This is a genomic window from Bacillus sp. AR2-1, assembly GCF_008368755.1.
Taxonomy (GTDB): Bacteria; Bacillota; Bacilli; order Bacillales; family Bacillaceae_G; genus Bacillus_A; species Bacillus_A wiedmannii.
In genome coordinates this window covers 85,869-108,848 of record NZ_QORY01000018.1, presented here as the reverse complement: position 1 = coordinate 108,848, position 22,980 = coordinate 85,869, and the positions used below count along the sequence as shown (strand labels likewise).

At 35.5% G+C, this 22,980-nt stretch carries 17 protein-coding genes, 2 pseudogenes and 3 riboswitches; of the genes and pseudogenes, 6 read left to right on the top strand and 13 right to left on the bottom strand.

All coding sequences use genetic code 11. From position 1 onward, the window contains the following. Positions 1-98 precede the first annotated feature (98 nt). From DT250_RS21235 to DT250_RS21215, 5 genes are all read right to left on the bottom strand, one after another. Positions 99-848, bottom strand: a complete 750-nt coding sequence (locus DT250_RS21235; protein ID WP_098133561.1) for an ABC transporter ATP-binding protein — start codon at positions 846-848, stop codon at positions 99-101. After that, entirely contained in the window at positions 845-1,843 is a 999-nt protein-coding gene (locus tag DT250_RS21230) for an ABC transporter substrate-binding protein (RefSeq protein WP_088061610.1), read from the bottom strand. The genes DT250_RS21235 and DT250_RS21230 overlap by 4 nt, the downstream gene beginning before the upstream one ends. Further along, the gene (locus DT250_RS21225; protein ID WP_001057159.1) at positions 1,840-2,613 is read right to left on the bottom strand and encodes an ABC transporter permease; all 774 of its coding nucleotides are present in this window, start codon (positions 2,611-2,613) and stop codon (positions 1,840-1,842) included. The genes DT250_RS21230 and DT250_RS21225 overlap by 4 nt, the downstream gene beginning before the upstream one ends. Then, entirely contained in the window at positions 2,585-2,905 is a 321-nt protein-coding gene (locus DT250_RS21220) for an MTH1187 family thiamine-binding protein (protein WP_000082897.1), read from the bottom strand. The genes DT250_RS21225 and DT250_RS21220 overlap by 29 nt, the downstream gene beginning before the upstream one ends. Positions 2,906-3,005: 100 nt before the next feature. Continuing rightward, a riboswitch (TPP riboswitch) is annotated at positions 3,006-3,107 on the bottom strand. A 61-nt stretch (positions 3,108-3,168) separates the two neighbouring features. Continuing rightward, the gene (locus DT250_RS21215) at positions 3,169-4,908 is read right to left on the bottom strand and encodes a methyl-accepting chemotaxis protein (protein ID WP_149213683.1); all 1,740 of its coding nucleotides are present in this window, start codon (positions 4,906-4,908) and stop codon (positions 3,169-3,171) included. Between the two features lie 143 nt (positions 4,909-5,051). Further along, positions 5,052-5,136, bottom strand: a riboswitch (cyclic di-GMP riboswitch). Between the two features lie 283 nt (positions 5,137-5,419). Here DT250_RS21215 and DT250_RS21210 point away from each other — a divergent pair. Beyond that, positions 5,420-6,733: an anaerobic C4-dicarboxylate transporter family protein gene (locus DT250_RS21210; RefSeq protein WP_149213682.1), complete on the top strand. Its 1,314-nt coding sequence runs from the start codon at positions 5,420-5,422 to the stop codon at positions 6,731-6,733. A gap of 115 nt (positions 6,734-6,848) precedes the next feature. Here the strand turns inward: DT250_RS21210 and thiE are convergent, their stop codons facing one another. Together thiE and thiM are read right to left on the bottom strand one after the other, a co-directional pair. Beyond that, positions 6,849-7,508 carry a thiamine phosphate synthase gene (gene thiE, locus DT250_RS21205; RefSeq protein WP_137013141.1) on the bottom strand — a complete coding sequence of 220 codons (660 nt, stop codon included), beginning with the start codon at positions 7,506-7,508 and terminating at the stop codon, positions 6,849-6,851. A 16-nt stretch (positions 7,509-7,524) separates the two neighbouring features. Continuing rightward, positions 7,525-8,340, bottom strand: coding sequence for a hydroxyethylthiazole kinase (gene thiM / locus DT250_RS21200; RefSeq protein ID WP_097858171.1), 816 nt, complete (start codon positions 8,338-8,340; stop codon positions 7,525-7,527). Between the two features lie 63 nt (positions 8,341-8,403). Continuing rightward, a riboswitch (TPP riboswitch) is annotated at positions 8,404-8,513 on the bottom strand. Between the two features lie 424 nt (positions 8,514-8,937). Between thiM and topB the strand changes: the two genes are divergently transcribed. After that, a complete protein-coding gene (gene topB / locus DT250_RS21195; RefSeq protein ID WP_098856821.1) occupies positions 8,938-11,127 on the top strand; it encodes a DNA topoisomerase III in 2,190 nt (729 codons plus the stop codon). A 41-nt stretch (positions 11,128-11,168) separates the two neighbouring features. On the opposite strand, the gene DT250_RS21190 is transcribed toward topB, so the two are convergent. The 4 genes from DT250_RS21190 to DT250_RS21175 all read right to left on the bottom strand — a co-directional run bounded on the left by DT250_RS21190 (position 11,169) and on the right by DT250_RS21175 (position 18,640). Further along, the gene (locus DT250_RS21190) at positions 11,169-14,030 is read right to left on the bottom strand and encodes a YhgE/Pip domain-containing protein (RefSeq protein ID WP_149213681.1); all 2,862 of its coding nucleotides are present in this window, start codon (positions 14,028-14,030) and stop codon (positions 11,169-11,171) included. A gap of 306 nt (positions 14,031-14,336) precedes the next feature. Then, entirely contained in the window at positions 14,337-15,128 is a 792-nt protein-coding gene (locus DT250_RS21185; protein ID WP_149213680.1) for an endonuclease/exonuclease/phosphatase family protein, read from the bottom strand. Between the two features lie 4 nt (positions 15,129-15,132). Further along, on the bottom strand, positions 15,133-16,770 hold the full coding sequence (locus tag DT250_RS21180; RefSeq protein ID WP_000705549.1) for a PTS transporter subunit IIBC: 1,638 nt from the start codon (positions 16,768-16,770) through the stop codon (positions 15,133-15,135). A 205-nt stretch (positions 16,771-16,975) separates the two neighbouring features. Beyond that, a complete protein-coding gene (locus tag DT250_RS21175) occupies positions 16,976-18,640 on the bottom strand; it encodes a glycoside hydrolase family 13 protein (protein ID WP_060486900.1) in 1,665 nt (554 codons plus the stop codon). Positions 18,641-18,821: 181 nt separating this feature from the next. Between DT250_RS21175 and DT250_RS21170 the strand changes: the two are divergent. Continuing rightward, positions 18,822-19,004 (top strand): annotated as a pseudogene (locus DT250_RS21170) (BBE domain-containing protein); the annotation flags it as partial. A gap of 30 nt (positions 19,005-19,034) precedes the next feature. Here the strand turns inward: DT250_RS21170 and DT250_RS21165 are convergent. Together DT250_RS21165 and DT250_RS32825 are read right to left on the bottom strand one after the other, a co-directional pair. Next, positions 19,035-19,961, bottom strand: a complete 927-nt coding sequence (locus tag DT250_RS21165; protein ID WP_414017849.1) for a methyl-accepting chemotaxis protein — start codon at positions 19,959-19,961, stop codon at positions 19,035-19,037. A 15-nt stretch (positions 19,962-19,976) separates the two neighbouring features. Further along, positions 19,977-20,162, bottom strand: a pseudogene (locus DT250_RS32825) (HAMP domain-containing protein); the annotation flags it as partial. 374 nt (positions 20,163-20,536) lie between these two features. On the opposite strand from DT250_RS32825, the gene DT250_RS21160 reads away from it, so the two are divergent. From DT250_RS21160 to DT250_RS21150, 3 genes are all read left to right on the top strand, one after another. After that, positions 20,537-21,259 (top strand): amino acid ABC transporter ATP-binding protein, encoded by a 723-nt coding sequence (locus DT250_RS21160; RefSeq protein WP_064477213.1) that lies wholly within the window; start codon positions 20,537-20,539, stop codon positions 21,257-21,259. A gap of 121 nt (positions 21,260-21,380) precedes the next feature. Further along, positions 21,381-22,175, top strand: a complete 795-nt coding sequence (locus tag DT250_RS21155; protein ID WP_046953749.1) for an ABC transporter substrate-binding protein — start codon at positions 21,381-21,383, stop codon at positions 22,173-22,175. 93 nt (positions 22,176-22,268) lie between these two features. Beyond that, the gene (locus DT250_RS21150; RefSeq protein ID WP_000461606.1) at positions 22,269-22,961 is read left to right on the top strand and encodes an amino acid ABC transporter permease; all 693 of its coding nucleotides are present in this window, start codon (positions 22,269-22,271) and stop codon (positions 22,959-22,961) included. Positions 22,962-22,980: the final 19 nt, after the last annotated feature.

The window sequence follows — 22,980 nt, the reverse complement described above, 5'->3', positions numbered from 1 at the left end:
TATTCTCTATTTTTTCTTTTGTTCCTTCTCATTCTTTTCATGTTCTATAAAAAAAAGCTCTTACCAGCAATTATATTTAAATCTGGTAAGAGCTTTTTCTATTTTTTCATATAAGGAGCTAATACTCTCAGAATTTCTTCCTTATCCTTCTTTAACTCAAGTGATGTTAACATATCCATCGTTCTTGGTCTAGGTAATTTCACTTGTACCTCTCCAACTATTGATGCTGGTCTTTGAGATAAAATAAATACGCGATCCGAAAGTAAGATTGCCTCATCTAAGTCATGTGTAACCATAACGATTGTTTGCTTCTCTTGGTGCCAAGAGTTTAAAAGCCAGCTATGTACTTCCATTTTTGTAAAGGCATCTAATTTTCCAAAAGGCTCATCAAGTAGCATAATTGGCTTTTCACATAAATATGTGCGCAAAAAACTAATTCTTTGACGCATACCACCAGACAATTCATCTGGATAATGGTCTGCATATTCATCTAGTTCAAATTGCTTTAATGCTTCCATTCCCTCTGTCAGCCTTTGTTTTTTCGGTTTCCCTTCGATTTCCAATGGAAGAACTATATTTTGCAAAGCTGATCGCCAAGGTAGTAATAAATCCTGCTGCGGCATATAACTTACAACATTTTGCTCTTGTACGTGCGTATCCTTATACGTTACATTTCCACTTGTTGGTTTCTCAACATTTGCAATCATATTTAATAATGTGCTTTTCCCGCAACCACTCGGTCCTACAAAGGAAACGAACTCTCCCTCTCGTATAGAAGCACTAATATTTGCTAATACATTCTTTCCATCAAAAGCTTTTACAATCTCTTTTATTTGTAATCCACTCATTTTTCACTTGGAAGGAACTCATTTGTAAAGGCATCTTTCACATCAATTTTCTTCTTAATAACTTTGTTATCATATAAGAAATTCATGTAATTCGTCCAAACTTCTTCCTTCTGTACTCCCCACGTTTTTGCATCATCTTGATATTTCGTACTTAACCATTTTTGACTTTCTTGTACTAATTCTTTATTCACATCTGGAACTGCTTTAATTAAAATATCAGCAGCTTCTTTCGGTTCTTTAATTGCAAAATTATAACCTTCTGTCGTTGCACTCATAAACTTTTTCACAAAGTCTTTATCTTGCTTCGTATGTTTTTCACTCGTAATAATAACAGGACTATAGAAATCAAGCGCTGGGTCTAAGTCTTTCACCATAATCGTATTTAACTCTTTTCCTTGGCGCTTCGCTTCAATTCCATCCCATCCGTAATATATCCATTCAAAGTCTGCATCACGACCGATTGATTTAAAGAAATCTGTTTGTCCTAAGATGATTTTTTCAACTTTATTAAAATCAGCTTGATGCTTCTCCATGATTGTCTTCAACGTCGCTTCTTCTGCTGGTCCTCCCCAGCCGCCGTAACGTTTACCTTCAAAATCTTTTGGTGACGTCATATTATCTTTTTTAAGTGATGCAAAAGCTGAAGTATTATGTTGGATGATTGCTCCTACAGATACAACAGGAATACCTTCCACACGAGCCAACGTTACATTTTCTTGTGCGCTTATTGCGAAGTCAGCTTTTCCGGAAGCTATCATTTGCTCCGCTGTCACATTATCACCTGGCTGAATAATCTCTACATCTAATCCTTGCTTTTTATAATAATCTTTCGTTTGCGCTACATATAGGCCAGTATGATTCGTATTCGGAAACCAATCTAATACTACTTTTACTTTTTGATCTTTACTTGCACTTTCTTCTTTCTTCGCCGGATTACATCCAGCTACACCTACTGCTAATAAGGCAGCCAGCATAACTTTTAAACCTTTTTTCATTTTCTGCCGTCCTTTCTATATATCCATGGTGCTGTTATTCTTGCCATAAACTCCACGATAAAATACAGACATAATGTCACCATAACAATAATTGCCGCCACACCAAATACTCGGGCTGTTAGAAAGGATTTTGTAGCTCTTGTAAGCATAACTCCTAACCCTTCGCTTGCACCGAGCCATTCCCCAATAATTGCTCCCATTACGCTATATGTAACTGCAATTTTTAAACCTGAGAAAAAGTATGGCAGCACTGCTGGAAACTTTACTTTCTGGTAAACTTGCCATTTCGTTGCCTTCATCGTTTGCAACAACTTCAACATATTTTTATCTACCGTTTGAAAACCTTCTAAAATGCTGAGCGCAATCGGGAAGAAACAAACGAGTATTACTACCATTACTTTCGGTAGCATTCCATATCCAAACCAAATAATAAATAACGGTGCAAGTACAACGATTGGAATCGTTTGCGAAATAACAAGCAACGGATTTATTAAAATACGAAATAAAGGGATAACATCCATAATAATTGCAATACTTGTCCCAATTAAAATCGCAAAAAACAGTCCGATTAGAACCTCTTGTAACGTTTGCATCGTATTCGGTAATAGTAAATCTTTCATTCCAATTAATTCTTGAACAATGGCAGAAGGCTTCGGTAAAATCCACGGTTCAATTTTAAATAATGAAACAGATCCTTCCCATATCGCTATGAGAAGGATAAGCCAAATTGTTGTAATTATTTTAGATTGCTTCTGGTTTTGCATATTCATCACGGTACTTCCAAACCTTTTCATCTATCGTTACACCAGTGCTTGGACGATAATGGATTTTAATAGAAGTAATCACTTCTTCTGCTCCAGCATCCACACAAGCTTGTTGCGCACGTTTAATGATATCAAGAAGTACATCTAATTCTCCTTCCAGCGTTGTTTCCATTGCCCCTACTTCATAACGAACTCCCGATTGTTGTACAACTTCAATTGCTTTATCAACAACAGAATACACATCTTTGTTCTTCGCTTGTGGTACTACTGAAAATGAAATTGTAACTTGTTGTGACATAGTAAAATCCCCCTTATAAAATGAAATATTAAAACAAGAAAAGGCTTTCCTACTGCGTAGGAAAGCCTTGTATGCAAGTTATTATAGAATAACATATGCTACATCACTTTAAGTAACTCCCTACGCTGGCATTATCCAGATCAGGTTGAGGGTCGATGTTTGTTTACATCCTCTCAGCCAATTGGCTCCCCGGTCCTTAATTCGTTTTCATTGTAGCATGATTTATTTTATTGAACAAACAAAAGCACGTATAATCATTGCATTTAACTTTTGAATTCCCCTATTAACTCTTGTAACTCCTGTGAAAGCCAGCTTAAAGAACTAGCTAATTCAGCAATATCTTGTACAGACATTTCCTGTTCTTTCATACTTTCTTCAATATTATTACTACTATTTGCATACTTATTTGCAATAAGTGATAGTTCATTTACAACACGAACAATATTTTGGCTATTTTTCAATATATCACTTGAATTGCTAGAAACAACTCTAACTTGATTTGTAACAGATTGTGCTGATTTTGAAATTTTTTCAAAGAAAGCACCACTACTTTGAAAAAGTTTAATTCCGGATTCTACTTCTTTTGAAGCTTTTTGTATTGAAACAACAGCTTCTTCCGTTTCAACTTGTGTTTCCCCTATTAATTTCGCTATATCTTTTGCTGATGCTTCCGTCTGCTCTGCTAATTTACGCACTTCATCAGCAACAACGGCAAATCCCTTTCCGGTTGCCTCAGCACGTGAAGCTTTAATAGAAGCATTTAAAGCTAGCGAATTCGTTTGATTTGAAATACCTGTAATTACATTTACAATATCACTAATTTCTTTTGATCTTGTTTCCAAAGAATGAATGATAGAAGATAAATCTTGTACTGCATTTTGTATTATGTTCATTTGATTAATCGTCTGTTCAATAACACCATTTCCTTTTACTGAATGATGCGTCGTACCTTCAGACTCTTTCGCCATTTGTTTTGCAATATTAGTTATCTCTTCCATCCTATCTTCCATTTCATATACAATACCTAAATACTTTGGTACTGAAGTTTCTTGTGATTGAACGCCAGCCCTTAACTCAACTATAGAACTTACGATTCCTTGGACTGCCATGCTATTCTCTTTCGTACTCACTGACAATTCTTGCGAAGATGAGGAAACCTGTTCTGCTGTCTGCTTCACTTTATCTATAATTCCTTTAAACTTCTCAATGGTATTATTAAAATACGCATTAATAATACCAATATCATCTGGTCTTTCCTCTAATTTAATACTTAAATCACCTTCACCGACTCTGCGCAATCCTTCACGTAAATCCCGCAATGGAGCAAGTGCGTTACGCACAATTAAGAATTGAATAAAAGTTGCAATTAAAACAGAAATACAAATAAACATTAAACCTTGTATAATGAACTTTTCTTTTGTACTAGGAACAATAGAAGCATCTACATCAGCTGCAACAAGTGCCACAATATTACCTTCTCCATCCTTAATTGGCTCTAATATCGTTACCCATGTTCCTAATGCGTCTTCATATACTTCTGTCATGTTTGCTTTTTTTGTGCTCATTACTTTATCATATGCTTTCATCCAAAGGTCTGGTTGTTTATAATATTCTCCCGGCCTTACTTCAACAACATTTGCTAAACCTGTAGATAAATCAATGATTTGTAGCTCACCTTTTTCATTTTTTTTCGCTCCAACAATATAGGTTTGTCCAACACTGTTCAATTCTTCCGTTGATTCATCTAATTTCTCTGTTAACTTCTCTCTCTTTTCTCTTTCTGCCGTTGGGTCTTTTGCAACATCTCTCAATATTTCTGCGTCTAATTTATGTAATACCGTATCTCCTGTTTCAAAAGAATGCCTTTCAAATATAGACATCATGCTATTTTGAAACATGTTAAAACTTAACGCTCCCATAGTACCGACAAGCGTCAAAATAACTAACACAGTTAACAATACATTTTTTTGAAGAAATGATAGCTTATGCCAATATCTTCTCATTAACATCACCTTTCTTAATTAACTTACTATAAAGTAACGCTATTAAAATATACACTTTATTAATAAATGATAACGGCTCTCATTTGTTTATAAACAAAAAAAAGACCAATGAAAAGAGCATTGGTCAAGACCAACCCTATCCGTCCGGTAACTGGCTAGCATAGCCTTTCGACCTTAGCTCCTGTAGTTTTGCGTCCTAATGTTTCCATCAGTTTGCCTTTCTCGCTGAACGAGTTGAACGATATGGGAGTTCTATGAGAATTAAATTATTCTCTATCAAAGATTACAACATAAGAATTAAAATGTCTACCTATTTAGAGATGCAAATGTAAAGTTTCAAGGTATTATTTTTTCGAAATAATTTAACAAAGTTCGTGAATGTTACATTTCTTGTGTTATATAATAAAAAATGTATATAACACAAGGATTATTTTGGGTATTTGTTTTAATTTTCGTTCAAATTAAATTATTCAAATATATCTTAACTAATGAATTCCGGAGGTAGTTTATCATGTTTTGGCTACAATTTCTTACGTTACTACTCTGCATTTTTATTGGCGCACGCCTAGGTGGAGTTGGTCTAGGAGTAATGGGTGGCGTTGGTATGGCAATACTTGTTTTTGTCTTCCACTTACAACCTACAGCTCCTCCTATTGATGTAATGCTTATGATTTTAGCAGTAATTACAGCTGCCGGTGCACTGCAAGCCGCTGGAGGAATGGACTACCTTGTTCATCTAGCTGAGAAAGCATTGCGAAAAAATCCAAAGCGCATTACATTCTTTGCTCCAATTGTTACTTATTTATTTACACTGTGCGCAGGAACTGGTCACGTTGCTTATTCTGTACTTCCTGTTATCGCAGAAGTCTCTCGCGAATCTGGGATTAGACCGGAACGACCAATGTCAATTGCCGTAATCGCTTCCCAACAAGCAATTACAGCTAGCCCTATATCAGCTGCAACAGTTGCACTTTTAGCAATGCTAGCTGACTATAAAATCACCTTATTAGATATTTTAAAAGTAAGTATTCCTTCTACCTTCATCGCTTGTATGGTAGCTGCATTTGTTGCTAGCAAAATGGGGAAAGAATTAAATGAAGACCCTGAATACTTGAAACGTTTAAAAGAAGGAATGATTCCTAAAATTGAAGAGAAGAAAGAATTTTTTGGTTTAAAAGGCGCTAAACTATCCGTTATCCTTTTCTTAGTAGGAACTTTCCTTGTCGTACTTCTCGGTTCATTTGAAGCACTTCGTCCAGGATGGATGGTTGACGGGAAGTTAATTCGTCTTTCCATGCCAAACACAATTGAAATGGTTATGTTAACTATCGCAGCTCTTATTATTATTTTCTGCAAACCAAATGTAGAAAGCATCGTGTCTGGTAACGTCTTTAAAGCGGGGGCAACAGCTGTTGTTGCTATTTTCGGTATCGCTTGGATGGGAGATACTTTCTTTAACGGAAACTTAAATATGATTCAAGGATCAATTCAGCACCTAGTAACAAGTGCACCATGGCTATTTGCCATCGCATTATTCATTCTATCTATTTTACTATATAGCCAAGCAGCAACAGTACGTGCTTTAATGCCTCTTGGATTATCACTCGGTATTCCACCAGCACTACTAATCGCAATGTTCCCTGCAGTAAATGGATATTTCTTCATTCCAAACTATGGAACAATCGTTGCTGCCATTAACTTCGATCGCACTGGTACAACAGGTATTGGTAAATATGTTTTAAATCATAGCTTTATGATTCCAGGCCTAATCGCAACATTCACCTCTATCGGAATTGGAATGCTCCTAATATCAATTATGTTTTAAAGAAAAAGCACAAACCGACAATTTTAAAGGGTTTGTGCTTTTTTAATCAAACGTTTGTTTAAATATTTTTAACGGTCCATTATGTTTTTTACTATTTTTGTGAAGTTCCGTTTTCCTACAAACCCCTATTTACTTCCTCAACTAGCTTCTTCGTACTTTCATACGCAGATTCCGCTAAACTAATCGCGGAAATAATAGAAACGCCGTCCGCACCTGCTTCTATAACTGACGCTGTATTTTCAATTGTAATGCCACCAATCCCGACGATCGGTATTGTAATTCCTTGCTCTCTAAAATAAGCTAAACCTTTCGTTCCTTGAACTGCTTTCGTATCTTTTTTTGTACTCGTTGGGAAAATAGGGCCAACACCTAAATAATCAGCTCCGTTTTCAATTGCCCAGCGTGCTTCTTCAATTGTATGGGTAGATACACCAACAATTTTATCACCCATTTTTTCACGAACAGAAGTAATTCCTTCATCATCTTGGCCAACATGCACGCCATCTGCATCTAACTCCATAGCTAGTTCCACATCATCATTTACGATGAATGGTACACCGTACTCTTTACAGACTGCTTGTAGTTCTTTCGCGAAACAAATACGTTTCTCTCCCGTTAAAGCCCCTTCCCCCTTTTCACGAAATTGAAAAATTGTTATACCGCCTTCAAGTGCATCTCTCAATACTTGTAGTGGCTCCTTCGCACAATTGTTACTTCCCATAATAAAATATACTGATAATAATCTAGACATTTCAGCCTTTGTAATACAGGGCATCTAGTTCCCCTCCTTACTATATAAGCTCAATCTTCCCATACTTCTCAATATCACCCGAAGTGGTATTCGCTAACTGATTTAAAAATTCAATTTGGAAACTACCAGGTCCCTTTTCCACTGTCTTAGCAGCTGCCAGTTCCGCAGCTACACCATAAAACGTTAATGCCGCTACTGCTGCCTTTACATAATCCTTTTCTACTGCTACAAATGCTCCTATTACAGAAGTTAGTAAACAACCAGTTCCCGTAACTTTCGTTAAAATAGGGTGACCATTTCGAATAAGGATCGTTCGTTCTCCATCTGTAACAACATCTTCTTTTCCAGTAATCACCGCTACTGTATTTAATTCATCCGCTGCCTGCCTTGCAATACTTACGACATTGCCATTTCCAACACCGGCGTCTACCCCTTTAATTTCCCATCTCTCATTAATAACGTTCGCTATCTCAGCTGCATTTCCGCGGATAATCGCTAAATCAATTTCAGCCGGAATATGTCTCGCAACTTCTGTTCGATACGATGTTGCTCCTGCACCAACTGGATCAAATAGTACTGGTACATTATTCACATTTGCTGATTTACCAGCAAGTAACATCGCTTCTACCTCTTCAGGACGAAGTGTACCCATATTTAAAACAAGGGCTCCCGCAATGCTAGCCATTTCTGCTACTTCTTCTTTTGCATACGCCATTACAGGTGATGCTCCTAACGCTAACAAACCGTTTGCTGTAAAATTTGTTACAACAACATTTGTAATATTATGCACGAGTGGATTAGACTCTCTCACCAAATCCACTACTTTACTAATTTCTTTCATATTCATCCTTTTCATCTCCTAACTATAGTGATGGGAGATACACAAAAAGGCACTTTGCGCGTACGCAAAGTGCCTGAACATGTGCTTTTACACTCTCCCTACGCTGGCATTATCCAACAGGTTCAAATGGTCAATGACGGATTAGTCATACTCTCAGTTTGCATCCACAAACTCCCATGTGTTTATTATTCATCTACTTCAAAGTCTACTCTTATTCTAGTAAAATAACAAGTTCTTTACTTTTCTATTTCATATAGAAGCAACTGATAAAACAATACGCATAATAAAGTGAAACTTTAATCAGTGGGGGTTTTGTTCATCCCCCACTGATTATTAGTTGAACCAATCAGGCTTTTATGGGCAGTTGATCCCCTACCTAACTTCTTGGCTTCCGCTGAATTTTGAGGTAGGGGTCTTACTGCCCATTAATGCGGGATAAATAAGTATCTATTTCTCATAGTCTCATCATGGCGCATATTATGTTCTGTCGCCATCATTCACCCTCAAACAGATGTTATCCCACTAAAAAACGTTCAAATCTGGAGCGAAACTGAATCTCAAGAAGATGTATGCTATAGTTAACGTATGGAAATTTGAAAGGATGTTTTAAATATGGTAAAAAGCGTTGTAATCGCTGAAAAGCCTTCCGTTGCACGTGATATTGCGCGTGTACTTAAGTGCGATAAAAAAGGAAATGGCTACCTTGAAGGTAGTAAATATATTGTAACTTGGGCTTTAGGTCATCTCGTTACATTAGCTGATCCAGAAAGCTATGATGTGAAATATAAACAGTGGAATTTAGAAGATTTACCGATGCTACCTGAGCGCTTGAAATTAACGGTTATTAAACAAACAGGGAAACAATTTAATGCTGTGAAGAGTCAGCTACTTAGAAAAGATGTAAATGAAATTATTGTAGCGACAGATGCTGGACGCGAAGGCGAATTAGTCGCACGTTGGATTATCGATAAAGTTAAAATACAAAAACCTATTAAGCGTTTATGGATTTCATCTGTTACTGATAAAGCAATTAAAGATGGCTTCGCAAATTTAAAACCAGGTAAAGCATATGACAATTTATACGCTTCGGCTGTCGCACGTTCAGAAGCTGACTGGTATATCGGCCTTAATGCGACTCGAGCATTAACTACTCGCTTTAATGCTCAACTAAATTGTGGTCGTGTCCAAACACCTACTGTCGCTATGATCGCTAATCGTGAAGATGAAATAAAGAACTTCAAAGCTCAAACTTACTACGGTATCGAAGCACAAACAACGAATCAGTTAAAACTAACTTGGCAAGATGCAAATGGTAATAGCCGCAGTTTTAATAAAGAAAAAATTGATGGTATTGTAAAAGGTTTAGATAAGCATAATGCTACCGTTGTGGAAATTGATAAAAAACAGAAGAAGTCATTCTCTCCTGGTCTTTACGATTTAACTGAATTACAACGTGATGCAAATAAAAAGTTCGGTTACTCTGCGAAAGAAACATTAAACATTATGCAGAAATTGTATGAGCAACATAAAGTTCTAACGTATCCTCGTACAGATTCACGCTATATTTCATCTGATATCGTTGGAACACTTCCAGAGCGTCTAAAAGCATGTGGCGTTGGAGAATACCGTCCTTTAGCACATAAAGTATTACAAAAGCCTATCAAGGCTAATAAATCATTTGTTGATGATAGTAAAGTAAGCGATCATCACGCAATTATTCCGACAGAAGGATACGTTAATTTCTCCGCCTTCACAGATAAAGAACGTAAAATTTATGATTTAGTTGTAAAACGTTTCTTAGCCATTTTATTCCCAGCATTCGAATACGAACAACTAACGTTACGCACAAAAGTTGGCAATGAAACGTTCATTGCACGAGGAAAAACAATTTTACATGCCGGCTGGAAAGAAGTATATGAAAACCGCTTTGAAGATGATGATGTAATGGATGACGTAAAAGAGCAACTTCTACCTCGCATTGAAAAAGGCGATACATTAACTGTAAAGTTAATTATGCAAACATCAGGTCAAACGAAAGCACCTGCACGTTTTAACGAGGCAACTTTACTTTCAGCAATGGAGAATCCTACAAAATATATGGATACGCAAAACAAACAACTTGCTGATACGTTAAAATCAACTGGTGGATTAGGTACTGTAGCGACACGCGCAGATATTATCGACAAGTTATTCAATTCGTTCTTACTTGAAAAACGTGGTAAAGATATTCACATTACTTCAAAAGGCCGTCAGCTACTTGATTTAGTGCCAGAAGAACTGAAATCTCCTACACTAACTGGTGAATGGGAGCAAAAACTCGAAGCAATTGCAAAGGGTAAACTGAAAAAAGAAGTATTCATTTCAGAAATGAAGAACTATACGAAAGAAATTGTTTCTGAAATTAAATCGAGTGATAAAAAATATAAACATGACAACATTTCAACAAAGTCTTGTCCAGACTGCGGTAAACCAATGCTAGAGGTAAACGGCAAAAAAGGAAAAATGCTTGTATGCCAAGACCGTGAATGTGGTCATCGTAAAAATGTATCTCGTACAACAAACGCTCGTTGTCCGCAATGTAAGAAGAAGTTAGAATTACGTGGTGAAGGTGCAGGACAAATCTTTGCATGTAAATGTGGCTATCGCGAGAAATTATCCACATTCCAAGAAAGACGTAAAAAGGAATCTGGAAGCAAAGCTGATAAACGCGACGTTCAAAAATATATGAAACAGCAGAACAAAGAAGAAGAACCATTAAACAATCCGTTCGCAGAAGCATTAAAGAAGTTAAAATTTGATTAAACAAAAAGGTTCCTACCACTATCGGTAGGAACCTTTTATTTTTAATGAATAATTTTACTTCCTTTTGCGTTCTCAACAAACTTTTCACTTGATTTGTTAATTGGTGTTTTCAGTAATAATGCAGCAACAATCATAACTACTACGAAAGCACTTAACACAAGTAAATCTCTAGTTACTATATCCCAAAGCATTCCACCTACTGTTTCACGAATTGCACTAATTGCATATGTGAACGGTAAGAACGGATAAATTGCTTGGAAGAACGCTGGTGTCATTTGAATTGGGAATGTTCCGCCCGATCCTGCTACTTGCAGTACAAGTAGAATGATCGCCATCGATTTCCCAACGTTTCCGAAAATAGAAACGAGTGAGTATACGATACAAACGAAGACCCCGCCAATAAATAAACTAAATAATACAAACCAGAACTTATCGACTACGTACGTACCGAGTAAGAATATATCTCCCATCGATACGATAAACGCTTGTGAAAGACCTATCGTTAAGAATGTTAATAAACGTCCGAAGTAAATTTCATGGCTCTTATAATTCGCGCCTTCTTCATGTACTTCTACTGTTAATAATGAAACCATTAATAATGCGCCTACCCATAATGCAAGCACTGTATAGAATGGTGACATCGCTGAACCGTAGTTTGGCATCGCAAATAACTTATTCTCTTTTAAATTTACTGGATTCGCGAAGTAATCACTTTGCTTTTCAACATCATTTTTCAATAAGCGTATGATGTCTTTTATATCCTCTTCAGATTCAAAATCACGAATTTTATTTGCTAAGTCCTTAATCTTTTTCTCAGTCTCCGGCATGTCAGCCTTAATGTCTGTTAATTTCTTTTTACCGTCTACTAAGCCTTTTGATGAATCTTCTAGTAACTTTTTAACATCTGGAAGCTTTTTGTCTGCATCATTTAAAATTTGAGTTGTATTTTTCGACATCTCTTTTGTACGAGCGATTGCTGTATTGAAGTTAGGTACAATTTCTGAATCATACGTCGATAATACATCTGTTAATTGAGCTGATCCGCCCTTCGCAGCGTTGTTAATACTTTCAATTACATCTTTTGTAGGTTTCTGTCCATTGTTAAGAAGTGTAATCCCCTTATTCGTTGCCTCTACACCTTTTTGCAGACTACTTTTCGCTTTATTTAATTTTGCAATTCCATTATTAAGATTTTTATCACTATTTACATCTGCTAAAACCTTATTTGTACTTTCTAGAACTGGAATCATATCATCAATTAAACCAATTCCAGATTGGAATTGACCATTTAAGCTATTTAAAGCTACTTTCGTTGAATCTAAACCATTAATACCTCTATTTTGTACATCTTCTTTCGCCTTTTGTAAATCTGCTTTTGCACCTTCAAGGCCATTTTTTGCTTTGTCGTAGTCTGCTTTTGCATTATCATATGCTGCATTCGCATCAACTTTAGCTTGATCTACTGTGCTAACTGCTTTTTTATAATCTGCTACAAATGTTTCATTGTAATCTTTTTCAGCTTGATCAATTAATGAATTTGCTGCATCTAATTTTTGATTCGCTACATCTGTTACATCTTTCTTTACTTCTTGCCCTGTACCAATAACATTTACGATATCTTTAATACCGTTATTTGCATTTTCCATACCTTTTTTAACATTAGTTAAGTGATCCACTCGCCCTTGGAAAAAGCTTTGACCAAAATCAGTCGTCGCCGATTTTTGAAGTTCAGTAAAGAAATTAATAAGATACGAAACACCATCTGTACCAGTTTGCAATCGATCTGATACCGCATTTAAATCTTTCTTTGCTTGTTCAGGATCAAATTGGCCATTTTGTAAGCCATTTAAAACACTTTTTCCATAGGCTGTTCCTGCACGTGATGAACTTAAAACATTATTTACTGTTTGATTAATATTTTGCGCTATACTCTTATAGCCATCACTATTCAACTTAGAAAGATCTGGTCTCGCTGGGAATTCAGGTAATCCATTCATTCCAGACAAGTCAGGAATATTTAATTCTACACCTGGATTCATTAAAAAGTCAGTAAATGCAGCCGCACTATCCATAACGCCTTTTGCTGCTACTAAATCATTTCTTATCGTCCCTGGAGCATTTTTTAATGTTTGATCTTGTCTTGCAAAGAACTTATCTAAATTCGCTAACGCTTCCTGTCCATCATTTATTACACTCTCTACAACAGGTAAATCTTTTTGCGCTACTTTCACAATATCCTCTGCTCGAGTTGCATCATCTAACGCCTTATCCATTAATGTATTCATTTCTGGGAACTGCGCTTCTAACTTAAAGACAAGGTCTTTTACTTTCTCGATACTTGGTAAGTTTGTTTCTAAATCGATTCCAAGGTCATTGAAGATTTTAAAAATCTCACCGTTTGCTGTTTTAACGAAGTTTTTACTAATTTCTTCCGTAATACCTGATGCACCTTTTGCTGTAATTTTCGGTGCAATCGCATTTACTTTTTCATTTACATAGTAATCAAGTTCTGGCTTTTGTGGATTTTCATCCAGAACAGTTGCAATTTTTTCAGAGAAGTCTTTTGGGATTGTAATACTTGCATAATAATCCCCACGCTCAACTCCGTAAATCGCCTGCTTTTGGTCTACAAATTTCCAACCAAGATTCTTGTTTTTCTTTAGAGAATCTACAATCTCGTCCCCGATATTGATATCTTTCCCTCTTAAATTAGAGCCTGCATCTTGGTTAGAAACTGCAATGGGAACCTCTTTTGTATTTCCATATGGATCCCAAGAAGCTTTAATGTTAAACCATGCATATAACGATGGTAAAATCATTAATCCTAAAACAATAACAATTGCAGCCCAATGTTTAGCCACATTCCGTAAATCTGTCTTATAAATACGCCAAATTTGTTTCATAGAAGTTATCACCTAATTATATATTTTTCCTTCTTTAGAAAATGATACATACATTTTGCAATTATATCACTTTCTACATCGTGGATTAAACGAAAATACACTATTTTTCCCATTAAATATTTCACTTACTTCATTATATAACGAAGTAAAAAAAGTATGCATACAAAATGACCAAATTAGTTTTACATTCAATAATAACAAATATATAGGAAATGTCATAAAAAATACAAGTATTTTATCTTGGCAATACTTGTATTCCTCAAAAAAATCCTCACAGCTTTTCATCATCTGTGAGGATTTCTTCTATTATATATCTACTTGTACTTCTACACCGAAATGATCTGAAATTACATTTCTGTTCGTACCATTAAAAATGACTTTTGAAGAACAAACTTTTTCACTTTGGTTACACAATATTAGATCGATTCGTAAGTTATGTTTATTTTCATCCCAACCAGCAATCTCACCTTGGACAGTTGTTCCTTCATCCTTCTCTATCGCTAGTTCATATGTGTCATACAAACCTTTTTGCATCATATATTCATAGCCTTCACCTTGTAAACGAGCGTTATTATTAAAATCACCCATTAAGAAGGAAAGTTCATTACTCTCTACACGCCCCATCAAACGATTAACTTGATCTTTGAATGATTCTTCTTCATCATTCCACCAACCGAGGTGGCAAGAGTAAAACGTGATGTTCTTATCATTATAAGCAATTGTCGCACTTACAATTTTGCGTGTTTTCCAATACGTTGTATCCTTATTTTCTGAAATAAAGAACGTATCTTCTTTTACAACATTATGCTTCGTTATAATCGCTAATCCTTCTTCATACACATCATAACCAATATGAGAGAAATCCCAAGTAATATTGTAATCTTTTACATGTAATGCTTTTAACTCTTCTAATAGTAAAAGTCCAAAATTATCTTCTTTCTTGTTACCGCATACATTTTCAGCTTGTATCGACTGACTTACTTCTTGCAATGCGATGACATCGTACTCTTCTTCTTGAATGACTTTAGCAAGATATTTTATCTTTTCCAGTTGATTCTCTTCTTGCCAAGAGTGACAGTTTAAAGTTAGCAATTTCATCTTATTACGCACCTAACATATCTTGAATGTCTGACTTTAATACGTCAGCTTTCGGACCATATACTGCTTGTACACCTTTATCTTTTACGATAAGTCCTAAAGCACCATTTTGTTTCCACTGTGCTTCTGGTGCAACAACATCTAAATCTTTTACTGTTACACGTAAACGCGTCATACAAGCATCTACGTCAGCAATATTTTCTTTACCACCTAATAAATCAATAACTTTTGTTGCTAATGAACCATCCTGTACATTTCCTGTTCCTTCTGATGACTCATCTTCATTATCAATATAGTTACCTGCACGTCCTGGTGTTGGTAAATTGAATTTTTTAATTAAGAAATTGAATAATGTAAAGTTCAGACCGAAGAACACTAATGAAACGATAACGAAATTGATTAAATCTCTTGTTAGTCCTGCATTAACCATCATCGGTGTACGAGTAATTAATTCAATAAATCCAAATGCGTGAACACGTAAGTTAATTAAATCTGCTAATGCGAATGCAAGTCCTGTTGTAATTGCATATACAACATATAATACTGGAGCAATAAACATGAACATGAATTCAATTGGTTCTGTTACACCTGTTAAGAATACTGCTAATGCAGCCGATAAGAACATTGGTTTATATTTTGCACGTTTTTCTTTATCAACATTACGGAACATCGCGAAAGCAATACCCATTAACGCTGCTGTTGAGCCAATAACTTGTCCAGCTTTGAAACGAGCTGGTACAACGTTATTTAATAAATCGTTATATGCTTTCGTATCTCCATTTGCTAGTAAATTATTTAAGTCTGTAATCCATGCAAGCCATAAAGGATCTTGTCCTGCTACAATTTGTCCAACTTTTGAACCAGTTAACATCGTATATGTTCCGCCTAGCTCTGTGTAGTTCATCGGAATCGTTAACATATGATGTAAACCGAATGGTAATAGTAAACGCTCTAACGTTCCATATACAAATGGTGCAACAACTGGTGCACTATCTTTAGATGCTGCAATCCAGCGACCGAATTCATTTAATCCACTTTGGATGAACGGCCATAAAAGTGATAATACAATTGCAGTGACTGTAGACCAAACAATTACAACGAATGGTACGAATCGTTTTCCGTTAAAGAATGCTAATGCCTGTGGTAGTTTATTATAGTTATAATATTTGTTATATAGAGTAGCTCCTAAGAAACCTGTAATAATCCCTACGAAAACTCCCATGTTTAATGCTGGTGCACCAAGTACAGAAGTAAAGTAATCTTTTACAACTAAATCTCCTGCTAATACTGAAGAAACTGTCGCTTTTGAATCCGCTAACATTTCAGCGTTTACGCCAAATATAGCTCCTGTAATTCTGTTTGTTAAGACGAATGCTAATAGCGCTGCAAATGCACCACCTGCGCGATCCTTCGCCCAAGATCCCCCAATTGCTACTGCGAATAAGATGTGTAGATTTGTAATGATTGCCCAACCGATGTCTTCCATTACGCGAGCGATTGTATGAACTGCGTTAATATCCCCAGCAGACATCCCAATTAACTTACCGATAGAAATCATTAAACCAGCTGCTGGCATTACAGCTACAACAACTAATAATGCTTTCCCGAACTTTTGCCAAAAATCAAAAGACGTAATTTTCATCTGTTCTTCCTCCCCTTTATTTATAACAACATAATGATTTAAATGATAATTTCTGTTTCTATTATGAAAACGATTCCTTACGTTACTTTATTTTTATCTTTACGCAACCGTTTTCATAAATCTATTTTAATAAAAGCGTTTTCACTTTGCAACAGAAATTTATTTTTTTTCATAAAAAAAGATGCTCTAAGAGCATCCTTTTTTATTATGAAATGCGATAAACCCTTGTTTCATAAGGTTTTAACGTGATTGAAGTTACTTGTTCATTTTCCGCAACTTTATAGTTATTTAAAAGCAAACGTTTGCGTTCTAGTGCAAATGAACCTTCATTATACACAGCTACCTCTTTTGAGATATTACTAATTACAACGATTTTTTCATCGTTTAATGTACGAGTATATGCATAAATTTGCGGATCATCTTCTAAAAGTAAATCATACGTACCGTAATTCAGTACATCGTGCTCTTTTTTCAAGGCAATCATTTTCTTATAGAAATTGAAAATAGAGTTCTCTTCATTCTTTTGCTTTTCAACATTAATTTCTTTATAGTTTGGATTCATACCAAACCAAGATGCACCTGTTGTAAAGCCAGCATTCATCTCATCGTTCCACTGCATAGGTGTACGTGAATTATCGCGGCAAGAAGCCCATATAATTTCCATCATATCTTGATGTGATACGCCCTCTGCAATTTTCTCTCGATATAAATTTTTAATTGCTACATCATCATAATCTTCAATATTTGGGAATTGAACATTTGTCATCCCAATTTCTTGTCCTTGATAAATAAACGGTGTACCGTGCATAAAGAAATACATTGCTCCAAGAGCTGTTGCACTTTCACGCCAATATTGTTTATCGTCTCCCCAAGTTGAAACGATACGTGGCTTATCGTGATTCTCAATATATAAAGCATTCCATCCTTTATTTTCTAACCCTTTTTGCCATTTCGTTAATACCTTTTTCAAACCTACAACATCAAGATCTTTCTTCTTTTCTGCATCCCATAAACTTAAATGTTCGAATTGGAATACCATATTGAACTTACCTTGCTCTTCTCCAACCCAAAGCTCAGCATCTTCAATCTTAACGCCATTCGCTTCACCAACAGTCATAATATCATACTTAGAAAACGTATTTTCTTTTAACTCTTCTAATAAAGGTTGAATACCATCCACATTCATATGTTTATCAAAAGATGGTACATACTTTAGTTCTTTTGGATTTGGCATATCTTTGAAACCATCTTCTTTTTTAATATGGCTGATTGCATCCACTCGGAAACCATCAATTCCTTTATCAAGCCACCAATTAACTGTATCGTATAACACTTCGCGAACCTCTTTATTCTCCCAGTTTAAATCTGGTTGTTTACGCGAGAATAAGTGTAAATAATATTGTCCTGTTACTTCATCATATTCCCATGCCGAACCATTAAAAATACTTTCCCAGTTGTTTGGTTCCGCACCATCTTTACCATCATGCCAAATATACCAATCACGCTTCGGATTGTCTTTAGATGAACGTGACTCAATAAACCATGGATGTTCATCACTCGTATGATTAATAACTAAATCAATAATAAGCTTCATATCACGCTTATGAACTTCATCTAGTAAAGCATCAAAGTCTTCCATCGTACCAAATTCATCCATGATATCTTGATAATCACTAATGTCATAGCCATTATCATCATTAGGTGACTTATACATTGGACAAATCCAAATTACATCTATACCTAAATCTTTTAAATAATCCAGTTTTGCAATAATACCTTGTAAATCTCCAATACCATCACCATTTGAATCCATAAAGCTACGCGGATAAATTTGATACGCAACCGCTTCTTTCCACCATGTCTTTTTCATAGTCATTCTCTCCTTTTGCATCCCATCATAAATTTATGCAAACGTTTTCGTAACACTATCATAACAAAATATGAATAGTTTGCAACTGTTTTCATTGAACTCTATGTAGATTCCTTATTCTTATGCTTTATTTATTTCTCACAAAAGCAAATCTCATTCCTCACCTGCTCTTGTCCACGCACGTTACATATGCTCGGTTAAAGATTTACGAGAAAGCTTTATCAATTGGCCCGATATCGACATTAAAAATTGGCAAACTAGTTATTACGGCCCTAACTTTCAAAGATTGCGTAAAGTGAAAACCATATATGATCCTTGCAATGTTTTTCGTTTTCAACAAAGTATCCCACCCTTTCATACGTAAAAAGGAAGAACAGAATGCTGTTCTTCCTTTTTACATTGAAAATCGTTCAATTGTTTGTTTCAAGTCTGCTGCTTGCTTTTCTAAATCCTTTAACAATTGATCGATTACTACCATATTTTTAGATTGTTGCAACGTCACACGTGCTACTTCTTGTGAACCAGCTGATGTTTCCTCAGCAATTGCTGCTACAGCCTTCGTCTGTGCTCCGGTTTGATGAATGTGACTCACTTGTTCGTTCATATAGCCACTAATTTGCTTCGTTGCATCGGCAACTTCCATAATACTTGATGACATTTCTTTTAAAATTAATTCAGTAGCTTCCCCACGTTTCGCCTCTTCTTTAGCCGTTTTCACTTGCTCTGTCATTTTCAATGCGACTTGTTGCACTTCTTCTTGCATATTCCGTAATAACTGCGATATATTTCTTGCAGAATGATCGCTTTCATCGGCAAGTTTACGTACTTCTTCAGCTACAACTGCAAAGCCCCTTCCATGCTCTCCAGCACGAGCTGCCTCAATAGAAGCATTCAGTGCTAATAAATTCGTTTGACTAGCAATCTCACTCACAACAGAAACAATATGTTCTACTTGTTTCATTCGTTCTTCTAATTTCTTTACATTTTGCATCGAATTTTCATTTTCTTTTGCCAATGTTTGAATACCTTGAATTAAAGAAGTAAAGACTCGTGTACTTTGCCCTAAAGCTTGAACCATTTCTAAAGACAGCTCGTCAGACTGTTTTGCTTTTTCTTCTACTTCACTCGCAATAGAAGTTGTTGTATCAACAGCAGAAACAATCGCCTGAATGGAAGCTGCTGATTGCTCGGCGCCAGAAGAAATTTCTGCAAGGGTTTCAGACACACCTCGTGCTTGCTTTGTTGCTTCCCCTGTTTGCCTTCTAATTTGCTGAACTTGATTATTTGTATACGAAAATGTAGTATCAATATTTTTTACCATACCTCTTAAGTTCCCTAGCATCATATTAAATGCAACACTTAAAGATTTAATTTCATCATCTGCTTTTGGTAACGGGACATCTTCACGAATATCGCCATCGGCCGCTTTCCTTGCAGCCTCCTCCAACTTTCGAAGTGGTTTAATTAAAAAGATTGCTGCTCCATACGCTAAAATTCCAGACCATACTACACCTAATAACATAACGATAATATTATAAACAGTTTGACTTACATAACTTTGAAAATAATCGTATATCACGTAAATAAAAAATATACTTGTTGAATATGTAATAAAAGCTAAAACTGTAGTAAATAGCATAAGTTGTGTACGTAAGCCAAAGGAAAATGTCTTCCTTTCTTTTTCCATCTCTTCTTTCCCCCTTTTTATAAGCAACATAAGTACTACCTATATATTATTATCCATATTTTCGTTATAGAAAGATATAGGGATTTTTAAAATCATTATTTCTTTGAATATCAAATTACCCGAAAAAAATAAAGGATTCTGACAATTTATGACTAATAACAGAAATAAGGGGCAACATTTGTAAAATATATTTTGACTGGGGGTTTTGTATGATTCAGGTTCGAAATCTAGTAAAATCATTCGGCTCGCTTGATGTTTTAAAAGGAATTGATTTACAAGTAAAAGAAAAAGAAGTTGTTGTTTTAATTGGTGCCAGTGGTTCCGGTAAAAGTACATTACTTCGCTGTCTTAACTTTTTAGAAATGTACGATGAAGGTGAAATTCACTTACAAGGTGAACGAATTGATCCACAGCATTCAAATTTAAACAAAGTCCGTGAAAATGTCGGAATGGTTTTTCAGCACTTTAACCTCTTTCCTCATATGACCTCACTAGAAAACATCATAGAAGCACCTATCCATGTAAAAAAATTAGAAACAACAAATGCAAAGGAAATTGGAAATCAGCTTTTGCAAAAAGTCGGTCTACAAGATAAAGCAGATGTAACTCCCCACCTCCTGTCAGGTGGTCAAAAGCAGCGCATTGCCATTGCACGAGCTCTTGCCATGAATCCTAAAATTATGCTATTTGATGAACCTACCTCAGCCTTAGACCCTGAACTTGTTGGAGAAGTATTGCAAGTTATGAAAGAACTTGCTGAAGAAGGAATGACCATGGTTATCGTTACTCATGAAATGAATTTCGCAAGAGATGTAGCTGATCGCGTCATATTTATGGATGACGGAAAAATTGTAGAGGACGCTCCGCCAGCACAATTCTTTTCAGCTCCATCACATGAACGAGCAAAACAATTTTTACGCAACGTTTTATAATGTAACTTCTGTTTCAAATGAAAAGAAATACATTCATACGGTGCACAACTAATTGTCCAAATAAAATATCTCAGTAACATACTTAAAACCATCCGTATGATCAATATATAGGAGGGGTTTTATGAAAAGAAAACTATTAACCATTGTTGCGAGTATTACATTATGTACATCCTTCATACTAGGAGCCTGTAGTAAGGAAAGTGCTACTACTTCTTCAAATGGTAAAAAAGAATTTCGTTATGCGATGAGTGGCTTATATAAACCTTTTAACTATAAAGAAAATGACGGAAAGCTTGCCGGTTTTGATGTGGAAATTGGTGAGGCACTTGCGAAAAAAATGAATATGAAACCCACTCCTATTACAAATCCATGGGAAACGCTAATTCAAGGTCTACAATCGAAAAAATATGATGCTATATTGGGCAGTATGGCAATTACAGAAGAACGCTTAAAAGCTGTTAGTTTCTCAAATCCTTATTATCGTTCTGGTGCCCAAATTTTTGTGGCTAAAAAGAATACATCTATCTCTTCTCCAGAAGATTTGAAAGGTAAAAAAATTGGTGTTGTAAAGGCTAGTACCTTTAAAGACCTTGTTGCAAAACATACAGATCAAATCACAGAATATGACAGCGATATTACTGCACTTATGGACTTAGAGCCTGGACGTATTGATGCAGTAATCACTGATCAAATGGTTGGTTTACGTATGATCAAAGAAGGTAAATCAAATATAAAAGAAGCTGGAAAACCATTAAATCTTGATGAAATGGGAATTGCTATTCGTAAAGATGATAAAGAAATGGTTGAGAAAGTAAATAAAGCTTTAGATGAAATCATTAAAGATGGTACGTATGAAAAAATCAGTAAAAAATGGTTTGGGCGTAATATTCTCGGCGAAGAGGAAAAAACGAAGTAAATTAGCTAGTCAAATGTTTCATACATTATGCCCCACTTTTTATGTGGGGTATTTCATTCCCTACCAAAATCCATACAATATGAGGTGACACATATGTTTGAAATTTTTATGTCTACTTATCCCACACTCTTAAAGGCTACTATTGTCACATTACAATTAACACTAACATCCCTATTACTTGGTTCACTAATTGGATTACTATTCGCTTTTTTTCGAATCTCTAACAATAAGATTTTAAATAGTATTGCTCATGTATATATCGCCATTATTCGTGGTACACCTTTAATTGTTCAAATTGCCATTCTCTATTTCGGTATTACATCGATTATTGTCTTCACTCCTTTTTGGGCAGGAGCAATTGCTTTAGCAATCCATAACGGTGCATATATTACTGAAATTTTCCGCGGTTCCATTCAATCTGTCGACCGTGGACAATTGGAAGCCGCTCGTTCTTTAGGTATGCCTTATCCTTTAGCAATGCGCCGTATTGTATTACCGCAAGCATTTCGTCAATCTCTTCCTCCTTTAGGAAATCAGTTTATTATTGGATTAAAGGACTCTTCTCTCGTTGCATATGTAGGATTGTCCGAATTATGGGGATCAGGTTTATCAATTGCTGCAAGTAACTTCCAACAATTAGATACATACATAATCGTTGGTTTATATTACCTCGTACTTGTTCTTCTATTTACTTATTTTGTTAATCTTTTAGAGAAACGATTACAAAGAAAAGAAACAAATTCAGTTCAATTTAGCAAAAAGAATAAAAAAGAAGTCTCTTTATAAAAAAAAGCAAGCCTGAAAT